14 protein-coding genes are annotated in these 14,596 nt (G+C 38.1%); 4 read left to right on the top strand and 10 right to left on the bottom strand.

Annotation, left to right across the window (positions count from 1 at the left end):
- Positions 1–56: 56 nt before the first annotated feature.
- From accA to dnaE, 5 genes are all read right to left on the bottom strand, one after another.
- Complete coding sequence (gene accA / locus AC2VNP_RS20870) at positions 57–1,031, bottom strand: acetyl-CoA carboxylase carboxyl transferase subunit alpha (protein WP_486919209.1); 975 nt, start codon at positions 1,029–1,031, stop codon at positions 57–59.
- A gap of 17 nt (positions 1,032–1,048) precedes the next feature.
- Positions 1,049–1,891 carry an acetyl-CoA carboxylase, carboxyltransferase subunit beta gene (accD, locus tag AC2VNP_RS20875; RefSeq protein WP_486919211.1) on the bottom strand — a complete coding sequence of 281 codons (843 nt, stop codon included), beginning with the start codon at positions 1,889–1,891 and terminating at the stop codon, positions 1,049–1,051.
- A 114-nt stretch (positions 1,892–2,005) separates the two neighbouring features.
- On the bottom strand, positions 2,006–2,671 hold the full coding sequence (locus AC2VNP_RS20880) for a FadR/GntR family transcriptional regulator (RefSeq protein ID WP_486919213.1): 666 nt from the start codon (positions 2,669–2,671) through the stop codon (positions 2,006–2,008).
- A gap of 24 nt (positions 2,672–2,695) precedes the next feature.
- Positions 2,696–3,928, bottom strand: coding sequence for an NADP-dependent malic enzyme (gene ystJ / locus AC2VNP_RS20885; protein ID WP_486919214.1), 1,233 nt, complete (start codon positions 3,926–3,928; stop codon positions 2,696–2,698).
- 122 nt (positions 3,929–4,050) lie between these two features.
- On the bottom strand, positions 4,051–7,395 hold the full coding sequence (gene dnaE, locus AC2VNP_RS20890; protein WP_486919216.1) for a DNA polymerase III subunit alpha: 3,345 nt from the start codon (positions 7,393–7,395) through the stop codon (positions 4,051–4,053).
- A 399-nt stretch (positions 7,396–7,794) separates the two neighbouring features.
- On the opposite strand from dnaE, the gene ytrH reads away from it, so the two are divergent.
- The 3 genes from ytrH to AC2VNP_RS20905 all read left to right on the top strand — a co-directional run bounded on the left by ytrH (position 7,795) and on the right by AC2VNP_RS20905 (position 9,002).
- A complete protein-coding gene (ytrH, locus tag AC2VNP_RS20895) occupies positions 7,795–8,118 on the top strand; it encodes a sporulation membrane protein YtrH (RefSeq protein ID WP_216828919.1) in 324 nt (107 codons plus the stop codon).
- A 6-nt stretch (positions 8,119–8,124) separates the two neighbouring features.
- Positions 8,125–8,628, top strand: coding sequence for a sporulation membrane protein YtrI (gene ytrI / locus AC2VNP_RS20900; protein WP_486919218.1), 504 nt, complete (start codon positions 8,125–8,127; stop codon positions 8,626–8,628).
- A 164-nt stretch (positions 8,629–8,792) separates the two neighbouring features.
- Complete coding sequence (locus tag AC2VNP_RS20905; protein ID WP_275116955.1) at positions 8,793–9,002, top strand: YtzJ family protein; 210 nt, start codon at positions 8,793–8,795, stop codon at positions 9,000–9,002.
- A 471-nt stretch (positions 9,003–9,473) separates the two neighbouring features.
- Here the strand turns inward: AC2VNP_RS20905 and AC2VNP_RS20910 are convergent, their stop codons facing one another.
- Complete coding sequence (locus AC2VNP_RS20910) at positions 9,474–10,421, bottom strand: DHH family phosphoesterase (RefSeq protein ID WP_486919219.1); 948 nt, start codon at positions 10,419–10,421, stop codon at positions 9,474–9,476.
- A 103-nt stretch (positions 10,422–10,524) separates the two neighbouring features.
- On the opposite strand from AC2VNP_RS20910, the gene AC2VNP_RS20915 reads away from it, so the two are divergent.
- Positions 10,525–10,824, top strand: coding sequence for a YtpI family protein (locus AC2VNP_RS20915; protein ID WP_486919221.1), 300 nt, complete (start codon positions 10,525–10,527; stop codon positions 10,822–10,824).
- A gap of 132 nt (positions 10,825–10,956) precedes the next feature.
- Here the strand turns inward: AC2VNP_RS20915 and AC2VNP_RS20920 are convergent, their stop codons facing one another.
- From AC2VNP_RS20920 to AC2VNP_RS20935, 4 genes are all read right to left on the bottom strand, one after another.
- Complete coding sequence (locus tag AC2VNP_RS20920) at positions 10,957–12,264, bottom strand: DRTGG domain-containing protein (protein WP_486919223.1); 1,308 nt, start codon at positions 12,262–12,264, stop codon at positions 10,957–10,959.
- A 95-nt stretch (positions 12,265–12,359) separates the two neighbouring features.
- The gene (locus tag AC2VNP_RS20925; RefSeq protein WP_486919224.1) at positions 12,360–12,605 is read right to left on the bottom strand and encodes a hypothetical protein; all 246 of its coding nucleotides are present in this window, start codon (positions 12,603–12,605) and stop codon (positions 12,360–12,362) included.
- 204 nt (positions 12,606–12,809) lie between these two features.
- Positions 12,810–13,493, bottom strand: a complete 684-nt coding sequence (locus AC2VNP_RS20930; RefSeq protein ID WP_486919226.1) for a metal-dependent hydrolase — start codon at positions 13,491–13,493, stop codon at positions 12,810–12,812.
- A gap of 63 nt (positions 13,494–13,556) precedes the next feature.
- Positions 13,557–14,411: a YitT family protein gene (locus AC2VNP_RS20935; protein WP_486919228.1), complete on the bottom strand. Its 855-nt coding sequence runs from the start codon at positions 14,409–14,411 to the stop codon at positions 13,557–13,559.
- Positions 14,412–14,596 lie beyond the last annotated feature (185 nt).

The following is a 14,596-nucleotide window of genomic DNA, read 5'->3' on the forward strand; positions in this document are numbered from 1 at the left end:
ATAGCTCTATTTTGAAAAGAAAAGTGCTTTCTATAGTTGATAGAAAGCACTTTTCCTTATCTTATGCCAATGGTATCGTTTACAAACGTATATTGTCCAATATTTTTGTATTTTTTATGTCGCTCCTCAACGAGTTCTTCTGGAGAAAGAGACGACATTTCATTTAATGCCTTTTGGATGATATTGTCAATCAGTTTTGCTTGTTCTTTCACATCACGGTGAGCTCCGCCTCTGACTTCAGGAACAATATCATCAATAACCCCTAACTCTTTTAGATCCGGAGCCGTAATTTTCATCGTATCTGCTGCACGTTGGGCTTGGCCTGCATCTTTCCAAAGTAAAGCAGCTGCACCTTCAGGAGAAATAACTGAAAACCACGTATTTTCTAACATATAGATTCGGTTCCCTACCCCAATTGCTAGAGCTCCGCCACTTGCTCCTTCACCGATGACAACACAAATAATAGGAACGGTAAACCCTGACATTTCCAGTAAATTACGAGCAATAGCTTCACTTTGGCCTCGCTCTTCAGCTGACATTCCAGGATACGCACCTTTTGTATCTAAGAAACAGATAATCGGTCGTCCAAATTTATTGGCTTGTTTCATTAATCTTAGAGCTTTTCGATACCCTTCAGGATGCGGCATACCAAAGTTTCTGCGAATGTTTTCTTTCGTATCTTTACCGCGCTGGTGTCCAATAATTGTTACGGGATTTCCTTTATACTTGGCAATTCCACCGACAATTGCTGCATCATCGCCATATAAGCGATCTCCATGCATTTCAATAAAGTCAGTGAATAGGTTTTCAATATAGTCTAGTGTTGTCGGCCTGTCTCCTAAACGGGCAATTTGTACACGTTCCCAAGGTTTTAAATTTCCGTATATTTCCGTTTCTAACTGTTCAAGTCTAGATTCTAGCTTTACAATTTCAGCGGAAAGATCAATATCCTTTTCTTGTGTAAAGGATTTAAGTTCTTTAATTTTCTCTTTAAGTTCTACAATCGGTTTTTCAAAACTCAACTCAGACATCTATTCCACCTCCTTACTTATTGATGCATTGAAATAACTTTTACAAGCGTGTCTTTCATATCTTGACGATGAACAACTCTATCAAGTTGCCCATGCTTTAGTAGAAATTCAGCGGTTTGAAAATCTTCTGGAAGCTCTTGACGAATAGTTTGTTCAATGATTCTTCGACCTGCAAAGCCAATTAAAGCTTTTGGTTCTGCAAAGTTATAATCACCAAGAGAGGCAAAACTAGCAGAAACTCCCCCTGTAGTAGGGTGGGTCATAATTGATATAAATAAGCCACCTTGTTTATCTAGCTTCTGAAGTGCAGAGCTTGTTTTTGCCATTTGCATCAAGCTTAATACACCTTCTTGCATTCTCGCTCCACCTGAAGCAGAAAATAGGATAAAAGGTTCTTTTCTATTAATAGCTTGTTCAATCGCACGTGTAATCTTTTCACCGACGACTGAGCCCATACTTCCCATGCGGAAGCGTGCATCCATGACTCCAATCACTGCAGGATATCCGTCCATTTCCCCGCGTCCAGTTACAACAGCTTCATTTAGTTCTGTTTTCTTACGGTCCTGCTCTAACTTTTCTTCATATGTAGGAAAGTTTAACGGGTCCTTCGCTATCATATTTTTATCAAACTCTTCAAAAGTTCCTGTATCGACTAAACTGTCAATTCTCTCATAAGCAGTCATTCTATGGTGATGTCCGCAAGAAGAGCAGACAAATAAATTCTTTTTTAATTCTTTCGTGTACATGATCGTTCGGCACACTGGACATTTGGTCATTAACCCTTCTGGCACCTCTTGTTTAGCACGCTCAGATGGGATTGTTGCATACTTTTTCTTTTTTGAAAAAAAGTCTCTTAACACAATGACACCTCTCTCTAACTAGAGATAATTTTCTATCAAAATTTTACATTATCATATCATACTAATTTCTTTAATCGCAATAAATCGCCCAATTAATCGTTCGTGAAAAAACGATTAAAATCGACTGTTTTTCAAGTGTTTTTCTAAAGCTTTGACAGCGTCTTCTTCGTTTTTTCTCGACAAAGCTTCAAAAATTTCTTCGTGTTCAGCAATTGATGCTTCAGGTCTTCCCTCACGAGCCAGCGATTCCCGAATAGACACTTTGTTATACTCTACTAACGGCATCCATAAATTCAACATGAGAACGTTATGACAAGCTTCTACAATTGTTTTATGGAATAAGTAGTCTTCTTCAACAGGAAAATCACCATGACTCCATTCACTTTTTGATTTCTCAATTAGTTCTTTTAATCTAACAAGTTGTTCATCTGTAATACGTTGGCACGCTAAGCGCAACGCTTCAACTTCAACGATCTTCCTTGTCTCAGCCAAATCTTCTCTAGCACTATCATCATTTAATATAAAAGATAAGATAATTTCTACTAATCGATGACTTCCTACTTTTTTAATAAACGTTCCTTCGCCGCGACGTGTTTCAATCAACTCCAGTAATTCAAGTGCTCGAAAAGCTTCTCTTACAGAAGAACGTCCCACCTGAAGACGTTCACTTAACTCACGCTCAGATGGGAGGCGATCTCCGCTTTTTAATTGGTCGTTACGAATAATTTGGTTTAATTGTTTAATGATCTCTATATACACTTTCGGATGGTCGTTAGCCACTATACTCACATCCTTTTTCTTAAACTATTCAATAACCGCAAGTTTTCGCGTTTTTTCTGCAACTTGCTCTGGGTCGACCTTTTTCCGTGCCACCCCTGTTTCCATTGCTGCTTTTGCTACAGCTGCAGCTACAGCCGGTGCTACTCTCGGATCAAACGGGGCTGGAATGACATAATCTTCATTTAACTCTTCATCACTTACTAAGCTTGCAATCGCTTCGACTGCAGCTACTTTCATTTCTTCATTAATGTGAGTTGCACGAACATCTAAAGCACCACGGAAAATACCTGGGAACGCTAAAACATTATTCACCTGATTTGGAAAGTCTGATCGACCTGTACCAATTACTTTTGCTCCAGCTGCTTTTGCATCTTCTGGCATAATCTCCGGAACTGGGTTCGCCATGGCAAAAATGGTAGGCTCATCATTCATACTTTCAATCATTTCTTTCGTAAGTGCACCTGCAACCGATACACCGATGAAAACATCAGTACCTTTGATCACATCTTCTAAGTTGCCTTCTTTTTGTTCACGGTTTGTAAACTTAGCTACTTCGGCTTTCACGTCATTCATACCGTATGGTCGTCCTTCATAAATTGCACCTTTTGAGTCACACATAATAATGTCTCGAACACCCATGCTATGCATTAATTTAATGATGGCAATTCCAGCTGCTCCTGCACCATTGGCAACTACTTTTATCTGAGACATTTTCTTCCCTGTTAGTTTTAACGCGTTAATTAAACCTGCTAACGTAACAATCGCTGTTCCATGTTGGTCATCATGAAATATTGGAATATTTGTCTCTCTCTTTAAACGTTCTTCAATAACGAAACAATTTGGTGCTGCAATATCTTCTAGGTTGACCCCGCCAAACGTCGGTTCAAGTAACTTAACGGTTTCGATGATTTTCTCTACATCATTGGTCTTTAAGCAGATGGGAAAAGCATCTACTCCAGCAAAAGACTTAAATAAAACAGCTTTTCCCTCCATTACAGGTAAGGCTGCTTCAGGTCCGATATTTCCTAGCCCTAAAACGGCTGTACCATCTGAAACAACAGCAACCATATTACCTTTCATCGTGTATTCATAAACGTTCTCCACGTTATCAAAAATTTCTTTACACGGCTCAGCTACTCCAGGGGAATAAGCAAGACTTAAATCTTCCGCATTTCGAACGGCAACCTTTGATTTTGATTCTAACTTTCCTTGATTTATTCGATGCATATGTAGGGCTTCTTCTCTGAGTGTCGACATGTGCATTCTCTCCCTTCTCTCTCTACCTATTGGCAATCCAGCAAATATTTCCAATGTTTTTACTGGTCTGACCACTAACAAACTGACTATATTATACCAGAACCAATAAACCGTTACACTACTTATTCGCTTTTTATAACAACATTTTTGGTACCTAAAATTTCCTGTAGCTGTCCAATCGCTTCACCTGTACTACTAATCGAATACTGGGCGGCTAGAATCACTTTTTTATTTGTTTTCTCGTAAAATAGAATGACTTGCGCTTCACCTTGGTGAGTTAAGAGAATATTTTTCACCTTTTCCAAGACTGCCTTATTCTCATACTTTTCTTGAATGCGCAGAAAAATTCTCGTTTCTTTCGGTTTTTCTTTTAGCTCTTTTATTAGGACTAGGTGTTGGGCAATAAACGATCTTCTTTCTTGTCGTTCTTCTACTAGCACCTCGACAAGAATTAATTCTTTTTCTTTCATAATTTGTTTATAGTGTTGCCAAACTTGAGGGAATATAACGATTTCTACTTCACCTTCTTCATCCTGAAGACGAATAAATCCCATTTCCTCTCCTTTCTTCGTTTTTACTATTCTTACACTTTGCAAAAAGCCTGCCAAAATATGCTTCGTTCCCTTTTCTTTCACTACGATTTGTCTGCTCGTTATACGGTTATATGATTTCAACACCTTACTATAATTTTCGATTGGATGACCTGAAAGATACAATCCCGTCATTTCTTTTTCAAAGCGGAGCAGCTCTTCTTCGCTAAATGGCGGAACCGAATAATAATTAGGTTGATCGAGTTGCATAGAAAACAATTGTCCATCCGCCGTTTCGCTTTTCCTGATTTCGTCTCCATACTCCATCGCATCATCTAATGTTGCTAATAGTTGTGCGCGGTGATAGCCAAATTCATCAAAGCATCCAGCAACAATTAGAGCCTCTAACGCTCGTTTCGTAACAATTCGAGTATCAACTCGGGCACAAAAATCAAATAAGTCTTTGAACTCACTTCTCGCCCTTTGCTTAACAATTTCTAATGCTGCTTTTTGTCCAACGTGCCGAATAGGTGCAAATCCAAAGCGAATCCCCAGTTCTTCTAAGGAAAACGGATAAAAACTATAATTAATATGAGGAGCTAAAATAGAAATCCCATGATTTTTGGCTTCTGCGATATATTGGCTGAGCTTTTCTTGGTGAAAAATAACACTCGAAAACAAAGCAGCATAAAACGGTTTCGGGAAGTTAGCCTTTAAATAAGCCAACTGATAAGCAATCATACTATAGGCCACCGCATGACTGCGGTTAAACCCATAATTAGCAAATCGAACAATCATGTTATAGACGTCATTGGCACTCGCTTCTTCATATCCTTGTTCTTTTGCTCCACTCACGAAATGAAACCGTTGTTCTTCTAACACTTCCCGCTTTTTCTTACTTACCGCTCTTCTTAATAAATCCGCTTCTCCTAGAGAAAAACCTGCCATTGTTGCGGCAATCTGCATAATTTGCTCCTGATAAACGATTACTCCATACGTCGGCTTTAAGACAGGTTCTAAATCTGGGTGCGAATAAGTCACTTTACGCTTTTGATGCTTACCATCAATATACGTCCCGATAAATTCCATCGGACCCGGACGATAAAGTGCATTAACAGCAACGATATCTTCAAATTCAGTAGGCAGGAGTTGTTGTAAAACCCTTCGCATGCCTTGAGACTCTAGCTGGAATATTCCCGTCGTTTCTCCTCTAGACAGAAGCTCAAACGTCTTTGGATCATCTAAAGGCAATGCATCTAAATCTACGTGTTCACCTGTACTTTTATGAATTGCCTGAACAATTTGTTCTAAAAGCGTTAAATTTCTAAGACCGAGAAAATCCATTTTTAATAACCCGATTTCCTCTAAAATATCCATTGGATATTGTGTCAATGATGCCCGGTCTTCCTCAATTAGGAGCGGTACATGATCCGTTAGCGGCGTTGAACTCATCACTACACCTGCAGCATGAGTTGACGTGTGACGAGGTAAACCTTCCACTAATAATGCAGCATCGTATAATTTTTTGGCTTCAGGTGTTTCTTCCAGTATCGTTTGTAATCTCTTACTGTCTGTTACTGCTTGTTCTAACTTAATTCCAGGTGTATTAGGAATTAGTTTTGCGACTTTATCAACGACTCTAGTATCAATGCCTAGCACCCGACCAACATCACGAATGGCTGCCCGAGCAGCCAATGTACCGAATGTAATAATTTGTGCTACATGCTTTTCACCATATTTTTGCCGGACATATTCGATGACTTCATCGCGACGATGATCCGGAAAATCGATATCAATATCAGGCATTGTGACTCGTTCTGGATTTAAAAACCGTTCAAATAATAAACCATATTGAATGGGATCTATTTTTGTAATATTTAAAAGGTAAGCGACTAATGAACCAGCAGCAGATCCACGCCCTGGACCTGTAATCATTCCTTCTTCTCTAGCAAACTTCATAAAGTCCCAAACGATTAAGAAATAGTCACTAAAGCCCATCGTAGAGATGACTTGAAGTTCGTATCTTAATCTTTCTACTATTGTTTCTGTCACCTCTTGATATTTTAGTCTCAACTGGTTATGGCAAATATCAGATAAGTAATTATCACTCGTAACGTCAGAACTTAACGGAAACTTAGGAAGATGGATTTTTCCTAAGGTAAGCGAAAGTGAACACTGTTCAGCTATTTTTAATGTATTCGCTAGAAAACTTGGATATTTGTTGAAGATCTGTTTCATTTCTGATTCTGTTTTAAAATAATATTGTTCATGGCGACTTTCTTCATCTAGCCATTGTCCATTTCGAATACTATTAACAATTTGAAAACCTAATAGCTGATCTTTACTTGTAAAATAAACATGGTTTGAAGCGACGATCTCAATTTTTAATGAGTTAGCAAGTTGAACTAGTCTATTCAGCGTGAGTAGGTCTTCCCGATGGTGGATTTGCAGTTCAATATACAAATCATCCAAACTCACCTTGGATGTTATCTTTGAAATATAACTTTTTATTCGCTCGTAATGATTCGAATGAATCGCATCTAATACCAATCCACCTTCGTAACCAATAACGATGATTAAATCATCACTAAACTTTAAGACCGTTTCCAAGTCTACTATAGCTGTATCGGATTGGTTCGCTATGGTGGAAAGGGAAATCAGTTGTCGATACCCTGCTTCATTTTTGGCATATAACAAGAAAGGAAATACATTGGTTCCCCCATCTTTCGTTACTTTCAATTCTAAGCCTATGATTGGTTTAATCCCTTCTTCAAGACAAGCCTTATAAAAAGGAATGACACCAAAAAGAACATTCTCGTCAGTGATCGCAAGTGCTGTAAAACCACTTTCCTTAGCACGTTGAACCACTTCACGGATACGGCAAGTTCCTTTCAACAAGCTGTACTCAGTATGTAAATGCAGATGTACAAAACTCATCTGTTTTCTCTCCCTTTTATATAGGATGTATCCATTCGTATGCTTTTGTCCCTTTTACTAACAGCATCTTGTGAATCATCCACTTACTGTATGGCAATCCATTATCATTCTCTTTTTCTTTTCTCCATTTTTATTATACTACGCATAAATATAAAGTGCGTGTTCAAAAAGGAGGACAAAAAGAGCCGAGAAAATTGAGGAAGCGTAGCCTCCGAGCACCGGAACGTATGGTGTTAATACGTGAGGAGTGAAGGAGCAAGCTGACGAAGAGTTTCGACAGCTATTTTTCCCGGACTTATTGAACATCCTCATAAAGGAAAAAACAAGCATATTATTCGTTCAGACTAGCTATACATGTAAAAAGGAAATTAACTAGTATAGATAAAGGAGAGGTTCTTTATGGACCGAAATTTTGCTGCTACTCTCGTCGTTGACTTCTTTGTCGCTTTCGGTGTAATCATTGGAGGAGCAATTATTGGAGGCATAAGCGCCTTTCTAATTGGAGAACCTCCGTTACAAAAAATTAGTGAACTAGCTGCAAGCTTAAAAATTTGGGCGATCGTTGCCGCAATCGGTGGAACTTTTGATGCGTTTACGAGTTTAGAGCGCGGGTTGTTTCAAGGCACACACGATGATATTTTTAAAACGTTATTTATGATTTTTGCTGCCTTATGTGGGGCCCAAGCTGGGACAACGATTATTCATTGGCTGACCCAGGAGTAGCGCTTCATGAGAGTCCCTCCTTATTATAAAAGACCAGGCTGGCAGCGATTTTTTGCAGGTGTAATAATTGGTATGATTATCGGTTGGGTGTTTTTTGTTTATGAATTCGGTGCTATAAATGAAACGCTAGTAAGTGAAATTAAAAAGCAACAAATCACGATTGATAACCTAAACAAAGACATTGAGACGTTACGGAGTGTGGAAAAAAAGCTGAATGAAGAAAATGAGAAAAGACTGACGATCCAAGAATTAGAAATGTATTTTACAAATGAAAAACAAGTAAAGTTGAGTGAGCTGACTTTATATGAGCTAAAACAAAAAGGATTGAATGAACTTCGTTTTCTAAAAGGAAAAGATATCGCTACGGTTGCCTCGACAAATGAACTGATGATCAAAACGCTAGAAAATACTGAATTTCAAATTGGTGACGGTCGTTACAAGCTAAAAGTCGAACAAGTCTACTTATACACAACCTTGAAGCTTTATGTGAAGATAGAGCGCGTGCTTTGATTTTTCAACTGCGTATCGTTTATAGCAATATTGAATTCTCTTGTTTGAACGATTTGCAAAAAATACTTCAAAACACTCTCATTTCCGAGCTTTTTCCGTTATAATATAATTAGCATATTTGTCTCATCGTACAAATTACTCCAATGCCTAGGAGGTGCTTTACCATGGATGTTACGGGAAAAGAAATGGTGATTAACCGAAAAGAAATGGCTTTAAAGAAAGTCGAAAAGTTGAAAGCTGGCTATTCTGCGTTCGCAGAATCTAAAGAAGTAACCGAAATGATAAAAAAACAACTTGCTAAAGAAGGTATTGATGTTTACGAAGACGTTACTGAAATGGGTTCATGGTTTATTCCAGCCAACAAAAAAGATTAATTTCTAGGAGAGGCTATCCTAAAGTGTTCACTGGCATAGTGAATTTTTGGATAGCCTCTCTTCTATTAGGAAGCATTTTCTCTCATGTTTTGTATGATTTGTTTTAACTTCCGTGTGCATTTCTTAGTGTGCTCGCACCTTAACCCCGCTTTAGGTTACATTTAATCCATTTATAGGAAAATCTACGCCCTAAAAGTTAATTTAGGTCGTACAATTACCATTTAGAGGAAATTTTTTAATCTAAACTATGGTTTAGATTAATAAAGTTCCAGTTAAAGGGAAATTTTAGCTCTAAACTACGCTTTAGAGTATAAATATTCCAATTTTAGGAAGAAACTGACCCTAAACTTACCTTTAGATTATGTATTTTCTATTTATTGGTAGAAACATATACTAAACAATACTTTAGGTTGTTATTTTTACAGTAAAAGGAAAGTCCAAACTCTAAATCTGCCTCATCAAAAATAAACTCTATTGATAGCTTTTACAAACCTCATGTAAATCTGCAACAATGCTCTTCGTCTCTTCCCAATCTTTCGCTTTTGCTCCGGATGCCATTGGGTGACCACCCCCACGATACTTTTGTGCAATTTGATTAATATGCGGTCCTTTAGATCGTAAGCGCACCCGAATGTTTTCGCTATCTTCATCTTCTACGAAAAATACCCAGGCTTTCAGTCCTTCCACATCACTGAAGCAGTTTACTAGTTGCGAGGATTCATTAGCCGTAACATTAAATTTTTTAAGAATGTCAGCTGTTAAGTTCATGACCCCCAGACCGTCTTCATGCACTTCAAAATGCTGAAAAATGTACCCTTCTAGCCGAGTCATTTTTAAATCCTTCTTATAAAATCTCGAATAAAAATCACTTTGATCAATGTTAAACTTCAACAGTTCACCCGTGTACTGATGGGTTTTCGTTGTTGTATTAGAATAACGGAAGCGCCCTGTATCCCCCACCAGTCCAGCATATAATACAAGAGCTCCCTTATCTGAAAGGCTAAATCCTCTTTTCTTGCCTTCCAAGTATAAGTCGACAATCATTTCACTAACTGAGCTTGCTTCGGTATCCACCCAAACGATATCGCCATAAGGGTCCTCATTTGGATGATGATCGATCTTTATAAGAAAGTCGCCCTTACTATAACGTTGATCGCTAATTCTTTCTGTGTTCGCCGTATCACAAACAATGACGAGAGCTCCTTCATATGTAGAGTCTGAAATTTCATCCATCGTTGAAAGAAAACGTAATGATGGTTCTTCTTCACCGACAACATAAACATCTTTCATCGAATAGGTAGATTTTATCAACTCTGCTAAACCCGCTTGTGAGCCAATCGCATCCGGATCTGGTCGTTCATGGCGATGGATAATAATCGTTTCGTATTCCTCGATCTTATTTAAAATTGTTTCAATCACTTGTCATTCTCCTTTGATAACTAGATTTCTTAGACTTTTCACGATAAAATATGTAATGTGCTTGTCCACTCATGGACACAAAGCTTAAGGAGGTCCTTACTACATGACACAATCACTGCTTATATTAATTGTTATTTCGCTCGCATTCTTTATTTATTTTAAAATAAAGTTTTGGCGCACGTCAGCTGCAATTGAGAAAAAGTGGCAACAAACTCGAGCCAATATCGCACTAGGTTCATTTCTCATTTTCTTCGGTCTAAATCTACTTGTCTTTCCTAGAAGTACAGTAGATATTATTATTGGTATTATCTTTGCTTTATTAGGTGTTGCTAATGCGTACTTTGGATTGCAAAACTATAAACATTATCTTCCCCAAGTCATTGAAGAGCGAAAAGCAAAATAAGAAAAAAAGGCGGACTCTATTACCTGACCGACCCTCAACTATCCTATATAATTACTTTGTACTTTTCGTACGTTCTGTAACTATATATTCATAAGAGGAGCGAAGACACTTTGGAGTCTGCCTCTTTTTCTTTTAGTCAAGAAGCTGTGCCATCATTAACGCTTTCCCGACAATTTCACCATTATGATAAAGCTCTACATCAATTTTTCCATTCTTCCTTCCAATTTCAAGCACTTTCGGTTGAATATCAATGGTCGTATCAATTTGAACGGGTTTAATAAAGTAAAGGGTGACATTTTCAACGACAAGATCGCCCTTTTTATATTTTCGTAAAGCTCGACTGCCTGCTTCTGTTACAATCGTTGTAACCACTCCATATGATAACGTTCCGAGGTGGTTTGTCATTTGGGGTGTTACTTCACATTGAAACAGTAAAAAGTCTGAAGTCGAATGATCCGAAAAACGACTTGTGACAACGTCCTCAATCGTTTCTCCCACATGGGGCTGACGTTGAATCATTTGAAGGGCTTTTAGAACATCCTGACGACTAATAACCCCCATTAATTTTCGTTGTTGATCGACTACAGGAAGCTGCTCGATACCTTCCCATACCATTACGTGAGCGACTGAAGCGACAGACGTTCGCTCATTCACTGTTATAGGGTTTTTCGTCATCACTTTTTCAATAGGCGTTAACCGGTTTACCCCTAAAACATCTTTAGACGTGACCATTCCTTGAACTCTAAACCCCTCGTCTACTACAGGATAACGGCTATGGCCTGTTTTTTGATTGAGCTCATGCCATTTCTCAACTGAATTATTTATCGTCATATAGTATGTATCTTGTAATGGGATTAAAATATCATCAACAAGAACAATTTCCTTTTTAATCAGCTGATCATAAATGGCGCGATTAATCATTGTTGCAACCGTAAATGTATCATAGCTTGTAGAAATAATCGGAAGCTCTAACTCGTCTGCTAATTTAATAACTTCATCACTTGTATCAAAGCCACCTGTAATCAAAACAGCAGCTCCAGCCTCTAAAGCAATTTTATGAACTTGGTATCTGTTCCCTACAATTAATAAGTTACCCGGGTCTACATACCGCATCATCGCATCGAGTTTCATTGCACCGATTACAAAACGATTTAACGTTTTGTATAGACCTTGTCGTCCACCTAGAACTGATCCATCGACAATATTGACGACTTCTGCAAACGTTAGCTTTTCAATATTTTCTTTCTTTTTCTTTTCAATTCGTATCGTCCCGACGCGTTCAATCGTCGAAACAAATCCTTGATTTTCAGCTTCTTTAATGGCGCGATAGGCTGTTCCTTCACTGACATTAAGTGCTTTTGCAATTTGACGAACTGATATTTTTTCACCGATTCCTAGATCATTAATATATTGCAATATTTGTTCGTGTTTCGTTGCCATATCCCCTCACCACACTTTCTTATGAACTGTATCTATTAAAATTATCTGAACTGTATTAGTTCTATTATAACTGTTCGGGGATAGGCACTTCAAGGCTACCTGCTATATCTTCTTACTTTATTTCCTTCTTTTCTAGTATCTTCCGTCAATACAGATGCTTTTCTTCTTTCCTTCCCGTAAAGAAGTCCTACTAGATTTCCACCGACAACAATTAACGCAAATAGGAGCCAGGCGATAGCAAAAATACCTCCTAACCCAGGGTCACCTAATGGAATACGAGGAACAGCAAAATAAATAAGGGCAAATGCAAGCAGTAAACATAGTAACAGCCTTTGTTTCATTTCGTTTCATCCTTTCAAATAAACTTATTTTAAGTTACTTCTCTAGTTTCTTCTGTCCTGATCGATCAACAAATGTACCTTAAAGTTGTCCTACTTTATTCTATGAATTTACTTTTAAAAAAGAAGCATAATCTTCTTAAATTGATAGTTACTTGCTTCCAATAAAAAAAGACAACATCACTGTTGCCTTTTCTTGCAAATTACTTATAATTCAAAGCCTTCTCCAGCTTCTAAAACTTTTCCAACACCTTCAGGTAGCTTTTCTGCAAATTGGCTTCCGTCTTGCTCAATAACAGGGAATGTATTGAAATGAATCGGAACAACATGCTTCGCTTGGAGCCATTTTGCGGCTATAACTGCATCTTCCGGTCCCATTGTAAAGTTATCCCCGATTGGCAGGAAAGCTACATCAATCGTATTCAGTTCACCGATCATTTTCATGTCTGAAAATAACGCCGTATCCCCTGCATGGTAGATCGTCTTACCTTCAGCTGTAAACAGAATACCACTTGGCATACCTGTATAGATAATTTCATTTTCTTCTTCTTTCACAAAGGCCGATCCGTGAAACGCTTGTGTTAACTTCACTTTTCCAAACTCAAACGTATGAGAACCACCAATGTGCATCGGGTGGACATTCACGCCTTGCCAGCCTAAATACGTTGCTAATTCAAAAGGTGCCACAACTAGTGCCTGATTACGCTTTGCCAGTTCAATAGTATCTCCTACGTGATCGTTATGACCATGAGTTAGTAAAATAACATCTACTTTTACGTCATCTGCCTTTAAATCAGTTTGTCCATTACCTGAAATGAACGGGTCTATAATAATAGACGTACCATTCGTTTCAATCATAACAACAGAATGACCATGATACGAAATCTTCATTATCTTCAGCTCCTTTTTCATATCTACTCTAATGAATACGAGGTTATCAGATTATTTCCTGCTCTAATTTTTCGACGAATTTGAGTCAGAGAACACTTGCCTTTTCTTAATCCCTTGAGTTTCCGTCACAAAGGAAGCTTCTAAAACAGCATTAGGATCGATCGTTAGTACAACTTCCTTCAGTTTCGGGTACATAAAGCGGCTTGTAATACAATAAATAATAAGTCGTTCATCCCCAGTATATCCACCCTGTCCATGAAGATAAGTAATTTGTACGTCTAATTCTTTTAAGAGACTCTCTCCTACTTCATATGGACGGTCAGAAATAATCATTACCGATTTTCCTTGATTTAAACCATCCAACACAAAATCAATCATTTTCGAAACAATATAAAATACAGCTATCGAAAACATCGCCTTTTCTAACGTAAAAACAAAAGCAGCTGCTGTTAAAATAAGCGCATTGACAGCTAGTAAAAAGGTGCTGATTGGTATATGAAAGCGTCTTTGCATCCAAATTGCAATCATCTCTGTTCCATCAACTGCACCACCGGATTTAACAACGAGTCCGATCCCAACTCCTAATAGAAGACCGCCGTAAAGGACAATTAAAACTTCAGAAGAGGTGATTGCTGCCATTGGTGCTAACCACATCAGACCTAGTGTTGTCACTACATTGGCATAGACCGTGCGAATCACAAAACGTTTCCCCATAAAGTTAGCTGCAAACAATAAGGTGGGAAGATTTAAGGCAATATAAACGGCCCATATCGGAAAACCCCAAACGGAATTTACCATAATAGAAATCGCTGTTACTCCACCATCGACTAAACCATTTGGAGCCAAAATTAATTCAAGACCAGCAGCAGTGATTAAAGAGCCAATTGTCAGCAATAAATAATCAATTATTTTCTTCATTCGTTTCCCCTTTAATTTTTCTCTTACTCTATCTTAACATATGCCCTCTTTCTTACTGATATCAAAGGCTTGTAAAAAAATTTTGTAGAATCGAGTAGGAGGGGGTGACTAACCCCCGACCTCTCACACCACCGTACGTACGGTTCCGTATACGGCGGTTTCATTTAAGTCCAACGCTTTGTTTG

The organism is Alkalihalobacterium sp. TH-98, assembly GCF_057473385.1.